This window comes from Collinsella sp. AF36-3AT (genome assembly GCF_003475205.1).
Lineage (GTDB): Bacteria > Actinomycetota > Coriobacteriia > Coriobacteriales > Coriobacteriaceae > Collinsella > Collinsella aerofaciens_AF.
Genome location: NZ_QROZ01000006.1, coordinates 119374 through 142536, shown reverse-complemented (window position 1 = coordinate 142536; position 23163 = coordinate 119374). Strand labels below are relative to the sequence as shown.

Below are 23163 nucleotides of genomic sequence, written 5' to 3'. Positions count from 1 at the left end.
TACGCTTGACTTGAAGAAGGGGGAGGCCTCGCGGCCTCCCCTTTTTTTGCGTTTTATAAAGAGCTGTAATACAAGAACTCGCCTTCTTTTAGCTTGTCTTACTGTTTGGCTGTATTTTGAGTCCTTCTTTTGTATTTGCGCGATAATAACTCCCATTGGCGTTAGGGAGGACTTGATGTTTACCGTTTTTGTCTTGGGCAATATTGCTTCGGGTAAGTCGACTGCCTGCCGCTATCTCGAATCTCATGGCGCCATGCTTATCGATCTGGACGAGCTTGCCAAATCGCTGTATGTGCCAGGCTCCGATATCGTCAATGCCCTCGCGGAAGAATTTGGCTGGGATATTTTGGATGAGGAGGGCGGCATTCGCCGCAGCATCCTCGCTTCTCGAGCTTTCGCTTCTCCTGATTCGGTCGCACGGCTCAATGACCTTGTGCACCCCGTTCTCATTGAACAGCTTTCGCTTAGGATTCTCGATCCGGTTTGTTGTACGGTTTCGTCCCCCCGTTATCCCTTTGCGGTTGTCGAGGTTTCTGCCCCGACTGGTTTTGAGGATGCTTTTGGCCTGGCTGATGAAATTCTGGTTATCAGTGCTCCTTTGGCAGTTCGTCGTGAGCGTGCCATTCATCGTGGTATGGAGTCCTCTGATTTTGATGCTCGCTCTGCATGCCAACCTGATGAGGCTTCGCTTTGCAATCTCGCTACGACGGTAATCGATAATGCGGGAGGCGATAATTCGCTCTTTGAACAACTGGACGCATGGCTTGTGCGCCATGGCTTCGGGGATGTAACGGATAAGGAGGAGGCCGATGCCTAAGACACGTTTCTTTACGTGGTATCGCGCTGCGCCACTTGCCGTTGTGCTCGTCTTCGGCTTTATTTCGCTCGTCTACTCGTATGCTCCTGCCGCCTTCTTTAAGCCTTTGTATCCAATTGACTACGAGGCGTATGTAAAGCAATCGAGCATTTCGCACAATCTTGATCCATATCTGGTGTGTGCTGTCATAAAGTCGGAATCGAATTGGGATCCCGAGGCTGAGTCGAATCAAGGCGCTCGGGGATTGATGCAGCTGATGCCCGAGACTGCCCAGGATATGATTGCCAAGGGTCTTGTCGATGGTAGCGAGTATTCCGCCGACAACCTTAACGATCCCGCTACGAACATCGAGTTTGGCTGTGCGTATCTTTCGTATCTTCTAACGTATTTTAACGGGTCGACTGACAGCGCCATTGCCGCCTATAACGCCGGCATGGGCAATGTCGACGGATGGGCGCAGCAGAGCACGTCGCTTCATAATGCAATCACCTTTCCCGAGACGCAGGCGTATCTGATTCGTGTCAATAATGCCTGGGTTCGCTACAAGACCCTCTATCCCGATCGGTTCGTATAGGACTATGCCTGCCGCCTGCGTATACTGCAGATATATGAGTTAGGAGTATCCATGGCGGAATTTGAAGTTGAGCGTGTTGGAGGAGAGCTCAAACGTTTTGGCGTTGAGGGCGCTGAGGTGCCGTTTGAAGTCGTTTCTCCCTATGAGCCTGCAGGTTCTCAGCCTAAGGCCATTGAGTCGCTTGTGCAGGGTGTGAGGGACGGAGATCGCTATCAGGTTTTGCTGGGCGTGACTGGTTCGGGCAAGACCTTCACGATGGCTAAGACTATTGAGGCCCTGGGGAAGCCGACGCTGGTCATGGCTCCCAATAAAACGCTCGCCGCTCAGCTTGCGAGCGAGCTCAAAGAGTTCTTTCCCAACAACGCTGTGGTCTACTTTGTCTCGTACTACGACTACTATCAGCCCGAGGCGTATGTGCCGCAAAGCGATACATATATCGAGAAAGACTCCTCGATTAACGAAGAGGTCGAGATGCTGCGACATCAGGCGACCGCATCGCTGCTCTCTCGACGCGATGTGATCGTTGTCGCATCGGTCTCGTGTATCTATGGCATTGGCTCTCCTGAGGACTATGCGGGTCTGGCTCCAAACGTCGACAAGAAGGTGCCGCTCGAGCGTGATGACTTTATCCATGCACTTATTGACATTCAATATGATCGCAATGACTATGACCTGGCACGCGGCACGTTCCGCGTGCGCGGCGATGTTGTCGACGTGTATCCGCCTTATGCCGAGCATCCGTTGCGGTTTGAGTTCTTTGGCGACGAGGTTGAGCTTATTGCCGAGATCGATGAGGTTACCGGTGAGATGCTTCGTGAGTACGAGGCCATCCCCGTATGGCCGGCATCGCACTACGTGACCGAGAAGCCGAAGGTCAAGGCGGCTCTGAAATCAATCAGTGAAGAGTGCGAGAAGCGTGTGGCCGAGCTCAAGGCGACCGACAAGTTGCTCGAGGCACAGCGTCTGCAGCAGCGCACCGACTATGATCTCGAGATGCTCGAGACCATGGGTTTTTGTAACGGTATCGAGAACTACTCGCGTCATCTGGACGGTCGAAAACCGGGCGAGCCGCCGTTTACCCTGATCGATTACTTCCCTAAGGACATGCTCTGCATCATCGATGAGAGCCATGTGACGGTGCCGCAGATTCGCGGCATGCACGAAGGTGACCGCTCGCGTAAGGTGACGCTGGTGGAGCATGGTTTTCGCCTTCCTTCGGCACTCGATAACCGCCCGCTTCGTTTCGATGAGTTTGAGGCAAGGATACCCCAGTTTATCTATGTTTCGGCCACACCGGGCGACTACGAGCTGCGGGTGAGCCAAAACGACGTTGAGCAGATTATTCGTCCAACCGGTCTGCTCGACCCCAAGATCGATGTGCGTCCGGTTCGTGGGCAGATTGACGATCTTGAGGACGAGATTCGCGAGCGCGTTGCCCGCAAGGAGCGCGTGCTGGTGACCACGCTCACCAAGCGCATGGCCGAGGACCTGACCGACCATCTGCTTGATGCCGGCATTAAGGTCAATTACATGCACTCCGATACAGCGACGATGGACCGTGTCGAGATCCTGCGAACGCTGCGCGAGGGCAAGATCGATGTTCTCGTTGGCATCAACCTGCTTCGCGAGGGCCTAGACCTTCCCGAGGTCTCACTGGTGGCAATTCTCGATGCCGATAAGGAAGGCTTCTTGCGCAACCGCCGTTCGCTGATTCAGACGATTGGCCGCGCGGCCCGTAACGCCGATGGCGAAGTCATCATGTATGCGGACGTTGTGACCGATTCGATGAAAGAGGCCATCGAGGAGACGCAGCGCCGTCGTGAGATTCAGATGGCATATAACGAAGAGCATGGCATTGTGCCCAAGACGGTGCGCAAGGCCATCAACGACATCTCAAGTTTTATTGCCGAGGCCGAAAAAACCGTGGGTTCCAAGGGGCGCTCGAAGGGCGACTCTCTTGGACATGGCGCATTCTATACGCCCGATGAGTCGGGCGAGGGTGGCGTGCTGGAAACGGTGGCGCCCGAGCAGACACTTGCGGAGCAGTTGGAAGAACTGCCGCATGACGAGCTTGTGCGGATCGTCGAAACCATGGAAGAGGATATGCGTAACGCTTCTGCCGCCATGGACTTTGAGGAGGCGGCGCGCCTGCGCGATGCCGTCGTTCAGATTCGGGCGATGCTCGAGGGTGCGTCTGAGGACGAGACGATCGAGCGCTTACGTTCGCAGGCCCGCAAGGGTTCCACGTTCGCATCGGGCAGAAAACGCCAGGGTGCACGGTTTAAGAAATAGTGAACAGGCCCCGAGTTCCCTGTGGAGCTTGGGGCCTGTGTCTTTTGCGCGCTGGAATTCGTGCGTTAGAGGTCTGCGATCAGGGCTTCGGCACAACGGATACCGTCGGTGGCTGCGCTCATGATGCCGCCGGCATATCCAGCTCCCTCACCACAAGGGTAGAGGCCCGGGGTCGACACGGCATGGCACGTTCGGTCTCGGGTGACAGTGACCGGTGAGCTCGAACGAGTCTCCACGCCGGTAAGAATGGCATCGGGGCGGTCGTAGCCGCGTAGCTTTTTTCCGAGTAGGGGAAGTCCCAGGCGGAGCGACTCGACGATATGCTGCGGCAGGGCTTCGTCAATTGCCGTCCAGGTCACACCGAGCGGATAGGTGGGCTTTACCTTTCCGGGCGCCTTGCTGGCGCGTCCTGCGAGGAAATCTCCGACGAGTTGTGCCGGTGCGTTCCAGTTGGAACCGCCCAGGCGATAGGCGGCCGCCTCGCAGGCACGCTGGAGCTCGACGCCGGCGAGCGGGTCATCGTTAGGAAGGTCCTCAGGCGTGACGTTAACGAGTAGGGCGGCATTTGCATTGCGTCCGTCGCGGGCATTGAGACTGGCGCCGTTGACGCACAGGTGGCCCTGCTCGGAAGAGGCGGCGACAACCTGCCCGCCGGGGCACATGCAAAACGAGAACACGCTGCGGCCGTTGGGAAGATGGGCGACGAGCTTGTAAGGGGCTGCTCCGAGGGCAGGATGTCCCGCCGAGGCTCCGTATTGGACTCGGTCGATGTCGCGCTGCGGATGCTCGATGCGAACGCCTATGGCAAAGGTCTTTTGTGCGAGGGCCACGTTGTGGCCCTTAAGGAGCTCAAAAATATCGCGAGCAGAATGCCCGCAGGCGAGGATGAGGTGCTTTGTCTCGATTGGCTCGCAAGCGGCGTCTTGGGACGATTGGACATCAATACCGGTGATGGCGCCAGACGCGTCGATGCGAATGTCGACGAGCTTCGTTCGATAGCGGACGACACCTCCGAGCTGCTCGATGCGCTGGGATATAGCGGTGACGACCGTGGGAAGGATGTCGGAGCCAATGTGCGGCTTGGCATCCCACAGAATATCGCGGGGCGCGCCCGCCTCGACGAAGGTTTCGAGGATAAGGCGATGGGCGGGATTTTTGGTTCCCGTATTGAGTTTGCCGTCCGAGAAGGTTCCCGCGCCGCCCAGGCCAAACTGGATATTGCTCTCGGGGTCGAGGATGCGCTCCTTTAGAAAGAGGTCGATCGCCTGCGAGCGGCGAAATGCCGGGTCGCCGCGCTCGATGAGCAAGGGCTTAAGACCTGCTTCGGCGAGCGTAAGCGCAGCGAAAAGGCCGGCGCATCCGGCGCCGACAACGACAGGGCGTTCTTGAGGCGCGTCGGAGGCGGGGGAGGGGAATGAAGGCTCATCGTCTTCTATCGCGCGTACGCGCGAGCGGTCACGCTCGGCAACGCTGTCGACCGCTTCTCGCTCGAGGTGGGGACTAGTCAGCTCAACACGAAAGCTCAGGATAAAATGGACGTCTCGTTTTTTGCGAGCGTCGATTGACTTGCGGCGGAGCTCGATGGACTTGATCTCGGAGTCCTTGCAACGTAGGACGCGCTTGGCGACTCGCTTGCCAACAATGAGACAGGCATTTTCATCGCCGGCTTCATCGAGCGACGCGTTGACTTGGGTGATTTCGATCATCGAGGTCTCCTTAGAGGCAAGAAAGAGGCCGTCCGGTATCCCAGACGGCCCGAATGTGTTTTTGATTATAGACTGCGCGGCTACAGGCTGCTTGCAGCGCGAATGCCCGAGAGCCAGGCCCACGCAAGGTTAAAGCCTCCGCAATCGGCGTCGATGTCGAGCGCTTCGCCGCAGACGTAAAGCGGGGCGTCGACAACGCTGCGCGCGCGTAGACTGGGTGTTGAGATGCTCTCGACAGATACGCCACCACGCGTGACCTGCGCCGAGCGCTCATCGGTCGTCCCCTCGGCAAACAGCTTAAAGTGCTTGAGGATCGAGACCAGATGGATGACATCGTTGGAGCCTGGATGGCACTGCTCGAACGCTGTGCAGACGACGCGGGAGAGTTGCGGGGCGAGCATGCCGTCGAGCCAACGGGGATCGCGGGGTGAAAAGTCACCGAACAGCTCAACGCGCCGGTTGAGCATATCGAGCAACTCGTCTTTGGAGAGGTCGGGGAAAACGTCGAGCAGGATCGTATCGCCGTGCTGGATACGACGAGAGAGGTTGAAGACAGCGACACCCGAGATACCGAAGGTTCGAAACAGCACTTCACCGTCTTCGTGCCAGAGCTCATTATGATTGCGGGCGAGCGTCAAGCAGGCGCGGACGCGCAGGCCATCCAACGTCTTGAGTGCCGCTCGATCGCCAACGACCGTTGCCGATACGGGGCAGAGGATGGGGCGCAGCGAAGTGAGGGGAAGGCGAAACGTATCGGCGATACCGGTGGGGTTGCCGCCCGTAGCGATAATTACGGTATGTGCCTGCAGGGCCTCGTTCTTGCGAGGGACATCGGCGAGCGCCTTCCGAAGCGAGCGGAGCTCCGATTTTCGGTCGTCGTGCTTTTTTGCCTTGAGCGCCCGCGCTGGACGGTCTATTTGGAGTGCCCAGCCTTCGGAAGCTTTGTGCGCCGTGGCAACGTTGGCTCCGCAGATTAAGGTGATACCTAGGCGGTCGCAAACGTTGAGAAGCGCGTCGCGCACCGATTCGGCGCGAAGGGAGCGCGGGTACAGCCGGCCTTCCTCGGAGGTTGTCATGATGCCCAGCGAGGAGAAGAAACCCATAAGCTCTTGTTCGGGCTGGGGGCCCATGACGGATTCGACGAATGCGGGGTGGTTATACCGCTGAGGATCAATCGATTCGTTGGAGAGGTTGCAACGGCCGTTACCGGTCGCAAGGAGCTTGAGGCCGCAGGCGACATCGCGCTCAACGATGCAGACGCTTTTGCCAGCGCGTGCGGCCGTAATGGCGGCGGCGAGGCCTGAAGCCCCGCCGCCGATTACCAAGACGTCATAGAGGGCGCTCGCGTTCACTTAGGCCTCGTCGGTCTCGTGCGGGGTAATAGCCTCGACGGCAGAGACTGCCTTGGGCAACATGCCATCGGGCAGCGCGGTCTCGACCTCGCCCTTATCGCAGGCCTCGGCGAGTGCCGGATTAATGGGAAGCTGGCCCAAGATGTCGAGGTTATAGCGCTCTGCGACCTCGGGGAGCTTGCTCTTGCCAAAGACCTCGATCTTCTTGCCGCAGTCAGGGCACTCAATATAGCTCATGTTCTCGACAATGCCCAGAATGGGGACGTTCATCTTCTCGGCCATGTTGACCGCCTTGGCGACGATCATCGAGACCAGATCCTGCGGGCTCGTGACAATGACGATGCCGTCGACCGGCAGCGACTGGAAGACGGTGAGCGCGACGTCGCCTGTTCCCGGAGGCATGTCGACCAGTAGGTAGTCGATGGGGCCCCACGAGGTCTCGCTCCAGAACTGCCTAATGGCGCCTGCGATGACCGGACCGCGCCAAAGGACGGGGTCGGTCTCGTTTTGGAGCAGCAGGTTGGAGCTCATGACCTTGACGCCGTGCTCGGAGATTTCGGGCAGCATAAGGTTGCCAAGGGCATGGACGTGGCGTCCACTCATACCGAACATCTTGGGGATAGAGGGACCGGTGATGTCGGCATCGAGGACGCCGACCTTGTGGCCGTGACGGGCAAGCTCGGTGGCGATGGCACCGGTGACAAATGACTTGCCGACACCGCCCTTGCCGGAAAGCACGGCGATGACGCGCTTGACCTCGGACAGCGTGTTCTCCTCAAATTGCGACGGCGACGTTTGTCCGCCGGCGGCCTGTGCGTGTTCGCAACCCATGTATGACTCCTTTGTATATGCTGGGGCCGGGGCCCCGCGATGTGACACGAGCGTCATTGTACCCTCGTTTGCGAGCGGGAGTCATTTGCGATGCGTTTGGGCCGAGCGTGCTTGCAATACGATGGGCCCAAGCGAATGGGCGGGCTTACTGAACTTTGCTGGCGAACTCGAGGTATTGCATGCGCTGCAGCTTGTCGATCGTCGAGGCGTAGGGGCTGTCTTCCGATTCCAAGTCGTAGCGCAGCCCGTCGGCACCGAGATAGCCGGCGACATTGATGGTGGGCACATCTGACCTTGTCGCAAGCAGGGCCTTTTGGTAATTGGTGAGCGGGGCGCCGATCTTATTAAGGGTAATGGCTGCAATCTCGTTTGCCCCGACGGTGTCGTAGACGTTGAGCTCGGTATTGCCGGCGATCTCATAGTTAGCCCAGACGAGATATGTCGACTGATAGATACGGAAAGCGTGGCTTGCCGTATCTTCCTGAGGGTACAGCTCGTCGTTGAGAGTCGTTGCGGCGCTCGGCTGATGGTCGCCAAAAAAGACAAGAACAACCGGTCTGCCGATGTTGCGGAGCTCGTTGATAAAGTACTCGAGGTCCCGGTCGGATGCGTTGATGCAGGTGAGATAGGTGTTGAGCGCGCTGTTGGCGCCTTCGCTGGCTCCCTCGACCCAATAGTTTGTCAGCTCTTCGGCGGGAACGGTGCCATAGTCGTAGCCGCCGTGATTTTGCATCGTGACGTCAAAGATGAACTGCGGCGCTTCGTCGGTTCTAAGCAGGTCGAGTATCTTGTCGTAGGTGGCGTAGTCGCATACGCCGGCATGGTAATAGGGCGCACCTTCGAAATCGCCGATTGAAAGAAAGTCTCCAAAGCCCAGCTGCTGATAGATTTTATCTCGATGGTAGTTGACGGGGTTTTGCGGGTGCATAGCGGTAGTGGTATACCCAAGCTCTTTAAGGTCCTTTGCCAGGCTGTTTACGCCATTCATCTGATACAGCTGATAGGGGATCTTGCCTAATCCGACAAAGGCCGTTGTCGCTCCGGTCAAAAATTCGAATTCGGAGTTCGCCGTTCCGCCACCGGCGACCGAAGCGAGCATGGTGCCGCGAACAAGTGTGTCGGGAAGCGAGTTGTAGAATGCGGGGCCGGTGTACCCGGCCGCCTGGAGCTGCTCAAAGCACGAAAGGTCGCTAAAACTCTCATTCATGATGGCAACAATCGTCGGCTTGATTTCATTGAACTGGGCAACGGCCGCCGCGCGCTGCTCGCTCGAGCCATATGTGCTGTCGTAGGCGGCGGCGAGCTCCTGCTCGATGCTCTGCGCCTCATCGGGCGTATAGTCTTCGGGCTTCTCAATGGGCAACTCGTTGACCATTTCGGTGAACGAAGTGATAAAACCCTGAGACGCATACGTGGTGATGGGCTGCCAACGGTCAAATCCAAAATCCAGCGCCTGCTCCAAGTCGATGTTGGAAAAGCCTGAGAGCCCCACAACGGTCACTAGCAGAAAAGCACAGAGGTTAGTGGCGATAGCGGGGAAGACATGGGTGGGCGTACGGAGCTTTCGCGGTCGGATGAGCGAAAGAAGCCCCAGGGAAATCTCCAGCAGGGCGAGAGAGGTTACGATTCCGGCGGTAAAGGTAAACTCGTATCCCTCGCTCACTTCCATTGCGGTGCCAAGGGCCAAGATATCGCTTGGCAGGATGGCTTCGCCTTTAAACGTTATGACGAAGTGCTCGGCAATGCCAAGGATGCAGCAGACGACGGGCACGAGAGCCATGACGCCTCCATGACGCTGTCCCAGCAAATAAAGGGAGAGCAGAACCGTCGCGAGCAGCCCGACGGAAAACCCGAATGAGTTGGCGGGAATGCGATAGAACGTTTCGTTGCAGGCAATTTCGAGTGAAACGAACGAGAGCGCTGAAACAGCGGCGATGACAAGGATGTCACGGCAAATACAGGCAACCGTTCCCGTCGCAAGGTCGGTTTGGTCGATAAGTCCCGAAACCAAGGGCTCGACAAGAAGCATGACGGCGGCAGCACCGAGCGCCGAATAAGAAAGGACCCATAGGGAGCTGCCCTCATTTACGAGCAATTGATTCGTAACCCATGCAGCTACCACGCCGAGCGGGATGAGGAGCGTCGCGCACCAAAAGACGCGGGCAATGGGTGGCTTTTCGTTGCGTTTGATTGAAAAATACACGCGCACGACGACGGCGGCCACGATAAGGACGGCGATGAATATGGGCAGATTGGCCATGTCGCTCGAAGTGATTTCAAGGGGGATATCTTCGGTCATGGACGTTCCTCTGGTACAACAAATTAAGTTCAGTATTAGATTACTGTAACCTTTCCACGGCATTTCGAGAAACAAAGCGCCCGATACGCAAAGCTAAAGGTCTGCGAATCTTGTATTACGAACATCTGTGCGCGTCGAGTGCGCTAAACTCATCGGCAGTATGATTCGATGCAATAGGAGGCAAGGAGCTTCCATGTCTGATTCTTCTATCGTTATTCGCGGCGCCCGTGAGCACAACCTCCGTGATATCGATGTTTCCATTCCGCGTGACCAACTCGTGGTCATTACCGGTCTTTCTGGCTCGGGCAAGAGTTCGCTGGCATTTGACACTATCTATGCCGAGGGCCAGCGTCGATACGTCGAGAGTCTTTCGAGCTATGCGCGCCAGTTCTTGGGACAGATGGACAAACCCGACTTGGATTCAATCGACGGCCTTTCGCCGGCGGTGTCGATCGACCAAAAGACGACGTCTAAAAACCCTCGCTCGACGGTTGGCACCGTAACCGAGATTTATGACTATCTGCGCCTGCTGTTCGCCCGTGTGGGCACCCCGCACTGTCCCGAATGCGGCCGTGTCATTGAGCGCCAGACGACCGACCAGGTTGCCGACAAGGTCTTGACGGCGGGGGAGGGCCGCCGCGCGTTTGTGCTGGCACCGGTGGTGCGCGGGCGAAAAGGCGAGTACACCAAACTGTTTGAGGATCTTCGCGCCGAGGGCTTTAGCCGCGTGCGTGTCGACGGTGAAGTGCGCTCGCTCGACGATCAGATCGATCTGGACAAGAAGTTCAAGCACGATATCGAGGTCGTGGTCGACCGCATCGTGATCCGTGAGAACTCTCTGGGCCGTATCGCCGAGTCTGTTGAGCAGGCGACCGCGCTGGCGCACGGCAATGTGAACGTATACTTGCTGCCCGACCGCGACGCTCCCGAGGGGACCGAAGGCGAGTTGCTGGAGTATTCGCTGGCGTTAGCGTGCCCGGAGCATGGGCACTCCATCGATGACCTGCAGCCGCGTGATTTCTCGTTCAACGCGCCCTATGGCGCGTGCCCAGAGTGCGATGGCCTGGGCTTTAAGAAGACGGTCGATGCCGAGGCCCTAATCGAAGACCCCTCGAAGTCGATCGCCGACGGGGTCTTTGGCAGCCTGTTTGGCAACTCTAACTACTATCCGCAGATTTTCGCTGCGGTCTGCAAACACTTTAAGGTGAGCGTCGATACGCCGTGGGAGGATCTGCCTCCGCGGGTGCGTCGCGCGTTTTTAGACGGCATGGGCGACCAGAAGATTTCGGTCGACTATCAAAAGCTCGATGGGCGCCGCAGCCAGTGGGACACCAAGTTCTCGGGCGTGCGCAATATCCTGTACGAGCGCTATACCGAGACGACGAATGAGAACACCAAGGCGCGCTTGGAGAAGTACATCCGCGAGGAGCCGTGCTCGAGCTGCCACGGCGCTCGTTTGCGCCCCGAGATGCTCGCCGTCACCGTGGGCGGCAAGTCCATTTACGAGGTCTGCTGCCTATCGTGCCGTGAGTCGCTCGAGTTTTTTGAGGGCCTGGAACTCACCGAGCGCCAACAGTTTATCGGCGGGCGCATCGTCAAGGAAATCCTGGAGCGCCTGCGCTTTCTGGTCGATGTCGGACTCGACTATCTGACCCTCGATCGTGCCTCGGCGACGCTTTCCGGAGGCGAGGCCCAGCGCATTCGCCTGGCAACGCAGATCGGCGCCGGCCTCATGGGTGTCCTGTACATTTTGGACGAGCCATCGATTGGCCTCCATCAGCGCGATAACGAGCGCCTGATCAAGACGCTTGAGCGCCTACGCGATATCGGCAATACCGTCATCGTCGTCGAGCATGATGAGGATACGATTCGTGCTGCCGACTATGTGATCGACATGGGCCCCGGCGCGGGCGTGAACGGCGGACACGTAGTCGCGGCGGGAACGCCTGCCGATATCATGGCGTGTCCCGAGTCGATGACGGGCGCTTATCTGACCGGCAAACGAATGATCCGGGTTCCCGATGAACGCCGCAAGCCCGGTCGCGGCTGCCTTAAGATCACGGGCGCCCGCGCCAACAACCTCAAAAACGTTACCGCCAAGATCGAGTTTGGTACGCTTACGGTCGTTACCGGCGTGTCGGGATCGGGTAAGAGCTCCCTGGTTACCGACACTATCGCACCTGCCCTTACGAATGCCATTCACCGTTCGACGCGCCCTGTGGGTCCGTATAAGAAAATCGAGGGCATCGAGTGTATCGATAAAGTTATCGATATCGACCAGTCGCCGATTGGCCGCACGCCGCGTTCCAACCCTGCTACGTACATTGGCCTGTGGGATGATCTTCGCGCGCTGTTTGCGAGTACGCCGGAGTCGAAGGCGCGCGGCTACTCGCCGGGACGTTTCTCCTTTAACGTGAGCGGCGGTCGCTGCGAAGCATGCAAGGGCGACGGACAAATTAAGATCGAGATGCACTTCCTTCCCGATATCTATGTCCCCTGTGAGGTCTGCGGCGGCAAACGCTATAACCGCGAGACGCTTGAGGTCACCTACCGTGGTAAGACTATCTCGGACGTGCTCGACATGAGCGTCACCGAGGCACTGGCCTTCTTTGGGAATATCCCGCAGATTAAGCGCAAGCTCCAGACGCTGTACGATGTAGGCTTGGGCTACGTGAGCCTGGGCCAGCCCGCTACGACGCTCTCGGGCGGCGAGGCGCAGCGTGTGAAGCTCGCCAAGGAGCTTCATCGACGCCAGACGGGCAAGACGTTCTATATTTTGGATGAGCCGACGACCGGCCTTCATTTTGAGGACGTCCGCCAGCTGCTCGATGTGCTGCAGCGCTTGGTCGATGCGGGCAACACGGTGCTGGTGATTGAACACAACCTTGATGTCATCAAGGTTGCCGACCGCCTGATCGATATGGGCCCCGAGGGCGGTAACGGCGGCGGAACCGTCGTGGTTTCGGGCACACCGGAGCAGGTTGCGGACTGTCCGCAGAGTTATACGGGCAAGTTTTTGGCGCCGTTGCTCAGGCGTGACCGGGAGCGTCAGGCTCAACTTGATGCTCAATAAATAGGCGATTCAGTTTATGGGCGCCATCGACTCCTTGTGATTCGATGGCGCTTGCTGTGTCGAAGTGACGTATGCAGCTGAATTGGACATATACTTAATCCTTGCGTCCGAATGCGAGGGAAAGGATATGCCATGGCAAAGGCTGTAAAGACGCCAAAAACCAATGCGATGCGCGAGCTGGAAAGCGCCGGCATTTCCTATGTTCTACATACGTACGAAGACGATGGTGATGAGTCGGCGGGCCTGGGGGTCGCGATTTCGGAGCAGCTTGGCGAGGAGCCCGGACAAGGATTTAAGACCTTGGTCTGCGTGACGCCGTCCAACGACCACGTCGTGTGCTGCATCCCTGTTGCCGACGAGCTCGATCTAAAGTCCGCCGCGCGTGCCGCGGGGGAGAAGTCCTTGGCCATGATGCATGTGAAGGATTTGCTTGCGGCGACTGGCTACGTTCGCGGCGGCTGCAGTCCGGTCGGTATGAAAAAACGCTACCGGACGCTCATTGATGAGACATGTGTCCTTTGGGATACCATTTTTATTTCGGGAGGCAAGCGTGGTTATCAGCTTGAGCTTGCGCCCGATGATTTAATTGCATTTTGCGGGGCGACGGTCGCCCCGATTACGAGAGAGGACTGAGCGATGCCGCAGGAAGAATTGAAGTGCGGAGCTCATTTTGCAAAAGAATCTGCGCCTCAGACACCCTCATCCGAAGCTTCTTCGTCGCGAGACGACACTGACGACATGGGCTCGTCGGACTACTCCACGGTTGGTCGTTCCGCCGGGCTTATGACCATCCTGACCATCGTGTCTCGCGTCACCGGTTTTATCCGCACGTGGGCAATGGCGGCCGCTATCGGCATGTCGCTGCTCTCGTCTTCCTATCAGGTCGCCAACAACCTGCCCAATATGCTCTACGAACTCGTGATGGGCGGCATGCTCGTGACGGCGTTTTTGCCCGTGTACATGGGCGTGAGGCGTGAGCAGGGTCGCGAGGCCTCTAACGAGTACGTGGGCAACCTGCTCGGTATTCTGCTATTGGTGCTGGGTGGCATTTCGTTGCTGGGGACCGTGTTCGCCCCGGGCTTTATCTGGACGCAATCGTTCCTTTCGGGTGACGGCGGCAGCATGGATACCGCTGCGTTCATGTTCCGTTTCTTTGCCATCCAGATTCTGTTTTATGGTTTGGGCTCGGTGTTTTCGGGCGTCCTCAACGCACACCGCGACTACTTCTGGTCGACGTTTGCCCCGGTCCTCAACAATGTGATCGTCATTGCGAGCTTTATGGGCTTTGCGCCCGTGTCCGCACAGTTTGGCGAACGTGCCGGCATCATCTTGATTGCGGCCGGTACGACCCTCGGTGTCTTTGTTCAGATGGCATGTCAGATCCCCGCGCTTGGCAAGCACGGCGTGCATCCCCATATCCATATCGACTTTAAGGACCCCGCACTGCGCCAGACGATTGCGCTCGGTATCCCGACGCTGCTCGCCACGGTGTGCATGTTTGTCTCGACTTCTATCACCAACGCTGCTGCGTTGGTGGTCCAGCCCGAGACTGGTCCTTCCGTCATCGCCTATGCGCGCCTGTGGTACACGCTGCCCTACGCGCTGATTGCCGCCTCGCTTTCGACGGCGCTCTATACCGAGCTCTCTCACGACGCACAGGAGAAGGATTACGACAGCGTCCGCACGGGCATTTCGCGTGGCGTCGCCCAGATGCTGTTCTTCCTGATTCCATTCGCGCTGTACCTGATTGTCTTCGCGCGTCCGCTCAACATGATCTACTGCGCTGGCAAGTTCGATGAGTCCGGTGTGGCGCTGGTGTCGGAGTTCCTTATCTACCTGGCACTTTCCCTGCCGCTCTACGGCGTGGTCGTGCTGATGCAGAAGAGCTTCTCTGCCTTGCTCGACATGAAGCCCTATAGCCGCTATTGTCTGTATTCCGCCATCGGCCAGGCCGGCTCGGTTCTGCTGTTTGGCGTTGTGCTGGGCTTCGGTATGCCGGCAATCGCGCTTTCGTATGTCGTCGACTACGTGATCTTGGTCGGTTGCTCGCTGTGGTGGCTGCGTCGTCGTCTGCGTGGTCTTCAGGTTAAATCTATCCTGCATGGCGGTTTCTTTGGCCTTTTGCTCGGTGGCCTGGGTGCTGCCGCAGGCGCCGGCGTCATGTGGGCGCTTGAGCACTTTGTCGGGGCACTTGGCGGCTCGATTCTGATTACTCTTGGCTACGTTTGCGTTGCGGGTGTCGTCTCGCTTGCTGTTACCTTTGGCCTTGCCGTCGTCCTTAAGATGCCCGAGGTCTCGGCGCTGATTCGTCGCAAGTAGGTGCGCGTGGCCGGTCACGACAACATTCCAACGCTTGCCGAGCAGGTTTCGCGCGTTCCCACGCAGCCCGGCTGCTACCTTTGGAAAGACGCCAAGGGCGATGTCATCTACGTGGGCAAGGCGAAAAACCTGCGCGCCCGTATGCGTCAGTACGTGACGCTGCAGGACGAGCGCCAGAAGATCCCGCTGATGATGCAGCTGGTGGCGAGCTTTGACTATATCGTGGTGGAGACCGAGCACGAGGCGTTGGTGCTCGAGCGCAATTTGATTGGTCAGTACCATCCGTACTTTAACGTCGACCTCAAGGATGACAAGAGCTACCCCTTTATCGCCATTACAAAGGGCGACCTGTATCCCGCTATCAAATACACGCGTGAGCGTCATAAGCCGGGAACGCGCTATTTTGGACCTTATACCGATAGCCGCGCGGCACGTGAGACGATAGATACGCTGCGCAAGGTTATCCCCATCTGCTCCGCATCCTGTGCGGAGTGGCGTCGTTGTCGCCGTATCGTCGAGTCCCACAAGGGCGAGGAAGACATCGTCAATATGGTTTGCGCGCAAAACGGGCGCCCCTGCTTTGACTACCATGTCGGGCGCGGCCCGGGTGCGTGTGTCGGCGCGATTTCCCCGGCAGACTATGCCAAGAACGTCAAGCGTGTCGAGCGCTTTTTGTCGGGCCATCGCAAGGATGTCGTCGATGAGCTGACCTCCGAGATGACGGATGCCGCTGAGGCGCTCGACTTTGAGCGCGCGGCACGCGTCAAACGTCGTTTGGAGGTCATCAGGGGTCTGGACGATCGTCAGCAAGTCGTTTTTCCCTCCAGTGTCGATATAGATGTCATCGGTTTCTATCGCGAGGAGACCATCTCCGCCGCTTGCGTCTTCGTCGTTCGCGAGGGCCGAACAGTTCGCACCTGCGAGTTCATTCTCGACAAGGGTCTTGATGTTGACGAGGAAGAGCTCCAGTCGGGCTTTCTTAAGCGCTATTACGACGAGACGGCTGATATTCCAGCTGAGGTCAACCTTTCCGTCGAGCTTGAGGATGTGGAAGCGCTGGGGGAGTGGCTTGCGGGCAAGCGTGAGCGTTCCTGCCATCTCCATAGGCCGCAGCGTGGCGAAAAGCACCGTCTGCTCGATATGGCATCCAAAAATGCGCGCCATGCCCTCATGCGCTACATGATGCGAACGGGGTACGCTGACGACCGCACCAATCAAGCGCTCCTGGAGCTCGAAAGTGCGTTGGCGCTGCCATCGCCGCCGTTGCGTATCGAGTGCTTCGATATCTCTACACTGCATGGCACCTTTACGGTCGCCTCGATGGTGGTGTTTACCAACGGGCGCGCCGACAAGAGTCAGTATCGTCGTTTTAAAATTCAGGCCGAATTGGACGAGGCAAACGACTTCGTGTCGATGTCCGAGGTTTTGGGACGACGTTATGCTCCCGAGCGCATGGCCGACGAGCGCTTTGGCTCGCGCCCCGATTTGCTCGTTGTCGATGGCGGTAAGCCGCAATTGACCGCTGCGATCAAGCAACTTGAGGCTCTTGGGCTCGATATACCAGTTTGTGGCTTGGCAAAGGCCGATGAGGAGGTTTTCGTGCCTTGGGACGAGACTCCCGTCGTGCTGCCGACCGGGTCCGCGTCGCTCTATCTAATTAAACAGGTGCGCGATGAATCGCACCGTTTTGCCATCACGTTCCATCGCGAATTGCGCGATAAAGCCATGACGGTTTCGGTACTCGATGACGTTCCAGGCGTGGGACCCACCAGAAAACGTGCCCTTATGCGCCATTTTGGCTCGATGAAGCGTTTGCGCGCGGCGAGCGAGCAAGAGATCGCGGAAGTTCGAGGCATTCCTGCCGATGTCGCCAAAGCGGTTCACGAGGCGCTCGTTGCATGGAATGCCGAGCGCGCCGAGGCGGCGGCAAAGCAATCCGAAAACTAAACACGCCTCTAAACAACTGATATACATGATTGCGTGATTTTCAATCATTTATTTCACGGCGATTACCAGCCGATTTCGGGTTTAATTAACGCTAAAACGTTTGACTAGCCATGGTGAACAACCCTGCTATCCTGCGGGTTGACGAAGACTGATATCTCACCTCGTCGATACATACTGTCTGGCGAATCGTTTGTCAATGAATTCGGTGAACGGTAGCAAATACCGTTCAAGCGTATGTATGTATCGGTCGCCGAGCGCGGCACCTCAGTTGGGTTCGTCGGTAGGTAAGGTATATATCGTCCGCAAGTTGCGCGGGGGCACGTCTAGGCGCTCCCGGGTAAGATTCTCTATTGATAGGAGAAGACATGGCCATCATCAACAAGGGTATGTCCAGGCGTTCGTTCCTCGGCCTCACCGGCAGCGTCGCTGCTGTCGCAGGGCTTGGTCTCACCGGCTGCGGTGGCAGCTCTAGCGACGAGGGTTCCGCTTCCGGTTCCACCGATTCCGCCAACCGTGGCGGCGGCGTGATCACCGCTGGTTCCGCTTACGCTCCGTCCAGCTTCGATCCCGCCAGCACCGGCTCCGCTGTGGGCCTGGGTGCTAACTGGCACGTCGTCGAGGGCCTCTACGGCATCGATTACCACGACTACAGCACCTTCAAAGAGCTCGCCACCGACGATCCCAAGTCTGTGGACGACACCACTTTCGAGGTCACCATCCGCAAGGGCGCCAAGTTCTCCGATGGCACCGAGGTCACCGCTGACGATGTCGTTGCCTCCTACACCGCTTGCGCCGCTTCCGCTACCTATGCTCCGTTCTTCCAGCCCTTCGAGTCCATCGAGGCCAAGGACGCCAGCACCGTGACGGTCAAGACCAAGGTCCCCAACTTCTCCCTGCTCAAGGATCGTCTGGCCATCGTCCGCGTTACCCCGGCCACCCAGACCGAGGAGGATCGCGCCAAGCAGCCGATCGGCTCCGGCCCCTGGATGTACGACTCTATCTCCGATACCGAGATCACCCTGGTTCCCAACCCCGAGTACAACGGTGAGTATGCTGCTGAGGATAAGAAGATCCAGTACAGCATCCTGACCGACCCCACCGCTCGCGTTACCGCTCAGCAGGAGGGCTCCACGCTCGTTATGGAGCTCGTTACCGCTGACGCCGTCGACCAGCTCGAGAGCGCCGGCTGCAAGATCGATAACGTTCAGGGTTTCGGCACCCGCTTCATCATGTTCAACGTCGCCAAGGAGCCTTGGAACAACGTCAAGGTCCGTCAGGCTGTCATGTATGCGCTCGACACCGAGAAGATGGTCAGCAACACCTTCGCCGGCCTTGCCACCGCTGCCAGCTGCTACCTGCCCAAGAGCTTCACCAACTATCATGAGGCTTCCACGGTGTACAAGACCGACGCCAAGAAGGCTAAGAAGCTCATCGAGGAGTCTGGCATCACCCCGGGTGCCATCACCCTGCGCACCACCGACAACGAGCAGATTAAGGGCATGGCCGCCCAGGTCAAGAACGACCTCGACGCTCTCGGCTTCGATGTGACCATCCAGACCGATACCTCGCCGGCCACCTACGCTGCCATCGACGGCGGCGAGGCCTACGATATCCTCCTTGCCCCTGGCGATCCTTCCTGCTTCGGCGCCGACCCCGACCTGCTGCTCAACTGGTGGTACGGCGACAACGTCTGGATGCAGACCCGTTGCCCGTGGAAGGAGTCCGCTGAGTGGCAGAAGCTCCACAGTCTCATGGACGAGGCTCTTGCCGCCGAGGGCGACGAGCAGCAGAAGAAGTGGAACGAGTGCTTCGACATCATTGCCGACAACGCCGTTCTGTACCCCGTTGTCCACGTCAAGACCGTCTCCGCTTCCTGGGACGATCCGTCCACTGCGCCCAACGGCGAGGCCCTCGATGGCTTCAAGGGCATCGGCACGACGAGCATGTCCTTCAGGGGCGTTGCGACCGTCAAGGCGTAAGACTCGCTTGAGTCTGTATGCAGGATGTCGGTCGTTGGGACCGTATCCTCATAGTTGAAACAAAGACCCGGGCGACCTCGATGTCGCTCGGGTCTTGTAATGAGTATCCGTACTCATATACCAGTTGGTCCTACCGACAAAAGAAAGGGGAGAGAACGTGAACAACTTGCTACGTTTGATTGGAAGGCGTCTTGTGGCGCTGCCGATCATGGCATTGGGCGTCACCGTCCTGGTGTTCTTCCTTATGTCGTTCTCCAAGACCGACCCCGCCTACACGGCGTTGGGTGACGGTGCCTCGCCCGAGGCGGTTGCCGAGTACCATGAGAAGTATGGTCTGGACGACCCCTGGCCCGTGCGCTACGTGCGCTATATGGGCGATTTGATCCATGGCGACATGGGCACCTATGGTGCTGCTCGCAACTCCGTTGCCAAGCGCATCTCCACGGCCCTGCCCGTCACGATGCAGCTGACCTTCATCGGCCTTGCCATCGGTGCGGTCGTTTCGTTTTTGCTCGGCGTCATCGCGGCACTGTATCGCGACAAATGGCCGGACCAAGTGATCCGCGTCTTTTCCATCGCCGGCTTGGCAACCCCGTCGTTCTGGCTTGCCGTTCTGTTGATCCTGCTGTTCTCTTCCTACCTTAAGGTGCTCCCGGCATCGGGTGCTCTGCCTCACTTCACCACGAATCCGGCTGGTTATCTGGGCCGCATGATTATGCCCGCCATCGCCTTGGCATTTCCGCTGACGGGCCAGATGACTCGTATCGTGCGTACCGCCATGGTCGAGGAGCTCGACAAGGACTATGTCCGTATGGCTCGCGGTGCCGGCGTTCCCGAGAAGGTCGTCGTCGGTATCAACGTTCTTCGCAATGCGCTGATCACCCCGGTCACCACCCTCGGTCTTAAGATCGGTTACCTCATGGGCGGCGCCGTCGTCATCGAGGTTATCTTCAACCTCCCCGGCATGGGCACCGCGATTCTGCAGGGCGTTCAGGGCAACGAGGCGAACCTGGTTCAGGGCGTCGTTATCGTCGTTGCTCTTGCCTTCATCATCATCAACATCGTGGTTGACATGCTCTACCTGCTCATCAACCCGCGCATCAGGACGGTGTAGATTATGGTAAAGATTCGAGAGAAGCAAACCGAGCAGCTCGAGAAGGCTGCCTCCAAGGGGCTCAAGCTCGGTGGCTGGAAGAAGATGACGCTGTCTTCTAAGATTGCCGCCGTCGTGCTGGTGCTGGTCGCGCTGACTGCGATTCTGGCGCCCCTTCTTGCCCCCTATAGCCCGGTCGAGATCTTTACGGCTCGCCAGGCTCCCGGCAACGGATTTATCTTCGGTACCGACGATAAGGGTCGCGATATTCTGTCGCGTATGCTCTACGGTGGTCGTTACTCGCTGATTATCGGCTTTGGCGCCACTGCCATGGCTCTGGTCTGCGGCTCGGTCGTGGGCGCCCTTGCAGCGGTTTCGCGCAAGGCCGTCTCCGAGACGATCATGCGTATCTTGGACATCATCATGTCCATCCCGGGCATCGCCCTCGCGGCCGTCTTCGTCTCCATCCTGGGCAACTCCGTGCCGTCGATCATCTTCGCCATCGGCTTTATGTACACTCCGCAGATTGCCCGTATCGTGCGTGCCAACATCGTGTCCGAGTACGGCGAGGACTATGTCCGCGCGGTCATCGTTTCCGGCGCCAAGGCTCCGTGGATTTTGATCAAGCATGTTCTGCGTAACTGCATCGCCCCGATCATGGTCTTCACCGTTACCCTGGTCGCCGACGCCATCATCTTCGAGGCCTCGCTGACCTTCATCGGCGCTGGTATCCAGGAGCCCACCGCTACCTGGGGCAACATCCTCGCCGACGCCCGCGGCGGCGTGCTCGCCGGCCGTTGGTGGCAGGCGCTGTTCCCGGGCCTGGCCATCATGATCACCTGCCTGGCGCTCAACATCCTCTCCGAGGGCATTACCGACGCCATGGCCGCTGCTCCCTCCGCCGCCCTGGATCCGACCGATTCCTCCAAGCGTCGCGAGGCCGACCTGCTGGTCTCCGACCCCGTTCGCGCCTACAAGGAGCAGGCCCAGTCCCTCTCCGCTCGCCTTGGCGCCCTGCGCGATGTCGAGCTCAAGCGTGACGATCGCCATGTGCCCGACGAGTCTGTCGAACCGATTCTCTCGGTCCGTGACTTCTGCATTCAGTTTGAGCATCACGGCGATATCAACGTCGTCGACCATGTCAACTTTGACGTCCGTCCTGGTCAGACCATGGGCCTGGTGGGCGAGTCCGGTTGCGGTAAGTCCATCACCACGCTGGCCATCATGGGCCTGACCGACGATGACGAGCACCTTTCCGGCGAGGTCCTTTGGGAGGGCCGCGACCTGCTCAAGATGAGCAAGAAGGAGTGGTTCGGCCTGCGCGGTACCGATATCGCTATGGTCTATCAGGACGCCCTGTCCTCGCTCAACCCCTCCATGCTCATCTCTGCCCAGATGAAGCAGCTCACCAAGCGCGGCGGCACCCGCAGCGCCGAGGAACTCCTGGAGCTCGTGGGCCTCGACCCCAAGCGTACGCTCGAGAGCTACCCGCATGAGCTTTCCGGTGGCCAGCGTCAGCGTGTCCTGATCGCTATGGCCCTTACCCGCGACCCCAAGCTGGTCATCTGCGACGAGCCCACGACCGCTCTGGACGTTACCGTCCAGAAGCAGGTCATCAAGCTGCTCAACGACCTTCAGGCCAAGCTCGGCTTTGCCATGATCTTCGTCTCGCATGACTTGGCGTTGGTCGCCGAGGTCGCCCATAACATCACGGTTATGTACGCCGGTCAGGTTATCGAGCAGGCGCCCACCAAGGAGCTGCTCACTAACCCGATCCACGAGTACACCCGCGGTCTTCTGGGCTCCGTTCTGTCCATCGAGAGCGGTTCGGGCCGTCTGCACCAGGTGCCCGGCGCCGTTCCGAGCCCGCGCGATTTCCCCAAGGGCGATCGCTTCGCGCCCCGCTCGAGCCATCCGCGCATTGGCCTGGACACCCGTCCGGTCTTCAAGCGCGTGCCCGGCACCGAGCACTTCTATTCCGAGCTCCCCGACGAGGTGCTCAAGGCAAATGGTTTGACCCCTCACGCGGAGGTGATGTAGATGAGCGAGACCGCAGTCAACGGCGTCGAGCCGATCATCTTCCTTGATGACGTCCACGTCACCTTTAGGACCCGTACCGGCTCGATTCTGCACCCCAACCTGGTTCACGCCGTCCAGGGTGTAACGATTAAGCTCATGCCCGGTCAGACGATCGGCATCGTCGGCGAGTCCGGTTGCGGAAAGTCCACCACCGCTAACGTCATGTGCGGCCTGCAGGCCCCAACGAGCGGCAAGGTCTACTTTAAGGGCAAGGACGTTACTAAGCGTACCGCCGAGGACCGTCGTCACATGGGCCGTGTCATCTCGGTCGTGTTCCAGAATCCGGCTACGGCGCTCAATCCCCGCATGGTCGTTCGCGAGCAGCTGCTCGACCCCATGCGCGTCCACAACCTGGGTACCGAGGCCGAGCAGGAGAAGCGCGTCAAGGAGCTCCTGGAGCTCACCGGTCTGCCCAGCTCTGCCGCCGAGGTTCTTCCCGGCCAGCTTTCGGGCGGCCAGCGCCAGCGCGTCGCAATTGCCCGTGCCTTGTCGTTGAACCCCGATGCCATCATCGCCGACGAGCCCACCTCGGCTCTGGACGTTTCGGTCCGCGCGCAGATTCTGAACCTGCTGACCGACCTTAAGAAGGAGCTCGGCCTGGCCATGGTGTTCATCAGCCATGACATCCAGACGGTCCGCTATATCTCTGACGACATCATCGTTATGAATGGCGGCAAGATCGTCGAGCAGGGCGAGGCCAAGCAGGTCTTCCAGCACCCTCAGGACCCCTACACCAAGATGCTGCTCGGTGCTGCGCCGTCGCTGCTGCATCCCAAGCTCGGCGAGTAGCCTCGCTTTCCCT

15 protein-coding genes are annotated in these 23163 nt (G+C 58.6%); 11 read left to right on the top strand and 4 right to left on the bottom strand.

Features of this window, described 5'->3' with window-relative positions; all coding sequences use genetic code 11:
• Positions 1-175 precede the first annotated feature (175 nt).
• Genes coaE through uvrB form a run of 3 tightly spaced genes read left to right on the top strand, consistent with a single transcriptional unit; the run spans position 176 to position 3683 of the window.
• Positions 176-817: a dephospho-CoA kinase gene (coaE, locus tag DW003_RS06920; protein ID WP_118388234.1), complete on the top strand. Its 642-nt coding sequence runs from the start codon at positions 176-178 to the stop codon at positions 815-817.
• The gene (locus tag DW003_RS06915) at positions 810-1391 is read left to right on the top strand and encodes a lytic transglycosylase domain-containing protein (RefSeq protein WP_118388232.1); all 582 of its coding nucleotides are present in this window, start codon (positions 810-812) and stop codon (positions 1389-1391) included. Before coaE ends, DW003_RS06915 begins: the two co-directional genes overlap by 8 nt.
• A 51-nt stretch (positions 1392-1442) precedes the next feature.
• Positions 1443-3683: an excinuclease ABC subunit UvrB gene (uvrB, locus tag DW003_RS06910; protein WP_118388230.1), complete on the top strand. Its 2241-nt coding sequence runs from the start codon at positions 1443-1445 to the stop codon at positions 3681-3683.
• A gap of 65 nt (positions 3684-3748) precedes the next feature.
• Here uvrB and DW003_RS06905 read toward each other — a convergent pair whose 3' ends face one another.
• The 4 genes from DW003_RS06905 to DW003_RS06890 all read right to left on the bottom strand — a co-directional run bounded on the left by DW003_RS06905 (position 3749) and on the right by DW003_RS06890 (position 9871).
• Complete coding sequence (locus tag DW003_RS06905; protein WP_118388228.1) at positions 3749-5389, bottom strand: NAD(P)/FAD-dependent oxidoreductase; 1641 nt, start codon at positions 5387-5389, stop codon at positions 3749-3751.
• 80 nt (positions 5390-5469) lie between these two features.
• Entirely contained in the window at positions 5470-6741 is a 1272-nt protein-coding gene (locus DW003_RS06900) for an NAD(P)/FAD-dependent oxidoreductase (protein WP_118388226.1), read from the bottom strand.
• Positions 6742-7572, bottom strand: coding sequence for an Mrp/NBP35 family ATP-binding protein (locus tag DW003_RS06895; protein ID WP_022094864.1), 831 nt, complete (start codon positions 7570-7572; stop codon positions 6742-6744).
• A 145-nt stretch (positions 7573-7717) separates the two neighbouring features.
• Positions 7718-9871, bottom strand: a complete 2154-nt coding sequence (locus DW003_RS06890; protein WP_158573194.1) for an LTA synthase family protein — start codon at positions 9869-9871, stop codon at positions 7718-7720.
• A gap of 193 nt (positions 9872-10064) precedes the next feature.
• On the opposite strand from DW003_RS06890, the gene uvrA reads away from it, so the two are divergent.
• The 8 genes from uvrA (at position 10065) to DW003_RS06850 (ending at position 23150) form a co-directional block, all read left to right on the top strand.
• Positions 10065-12944 carry an excinuclease ABC subunit UvrA gene (uvrA, locus tag DW003_RS06885; RefSeq protein WP_118388222.1) on the top strand — a complete coding sequence of 960 codons (2880 nt, stop codon included), beginning with the start codon at positions 10065-10067 and terminating at the stop codon, positions 12942-12944.
• 132 nt (positions 12945-13076) lie between these two features.
• Complete coding sequence (ybaK, locus tag DW003_RS06880; RefSeq protein ID WP_089573609.1) at positions 13077-13577, top strand: Cys-tRNA(Pro) deacylase; 501 nt, start codon at positions 13077-13079, stop codon at positions 13575-13577.
• A gap of 105 nt (positions 13578-13682) precedes the next feature.
• Entirely contained in the window at positions 13683-15263 is a 1581-nt protein-coding gene (gene murJ / locus DW003_RS06875; RefSeq protein WP_117564878.1) for a murein biosynthesis integral membrane protein MurJ, read from the top strand.
• Between the two features lie 6 nt (positions 15264-15269).
• Positions 15270-17210, top strand: coding sequence for an excinuclease ABC subunit UvrC (gene uvrC / locus DW003_RS06870; RefSeq protein WP_316242817.1), 1941 nt, complete (start codon positions 15270-15272; stop codon positions 17208-17210).
• Positions 17211-17575: 365 nt separating this feature from the next.
• Positions 17576-19189, top strand: coding sequence for an ABC transporter substrate-binding protein (locus DW003_RS06865; RefSeq protein WP_117759559.1), 1614 nt, complete (start codon positions 17576-17578; stop codon positions 19187-19189).
• Positions 19190-19346: 157 nt separating this feature from the next.
• Positions 19347-20303 (top strand): ABC transporter permease, encoded by a 957-nt coding sequence (locus DW003_RS06860; RefSeq protein WP_055251823.1) that lies wholly within the window; start codon positions 19347-19349, stop codon positions 20301-20303.
• Between the two features lie 3 nt (positions 20304-20306).
• A complete protein-coding gene (locus DW003_RS06855) occupies positions 20307-22322 on the top strand; it encodes a dipeptide/oligopeptide/nickel ABC transporter permease/ATP-binding protein (protein ID WP_035138893.1) in 2016 nt (671 codons plus the stop codon).
• The gene (locus DW003_RS06850; RefSeq protein ID WP_006236159.1) at positions 22323-23150 is read left to right on the top strand and encodes an ABC transporter ATP-binding protein; all 828 of its coding nucleotides are present in this window, start codon (positions 22323-22325) and stop codon (positions 23148-23150) included. It begins immediately after the preceding gene.
• The last annotated feature ends 13 nt before the right edge of the window (positions 23151-23163 follow it).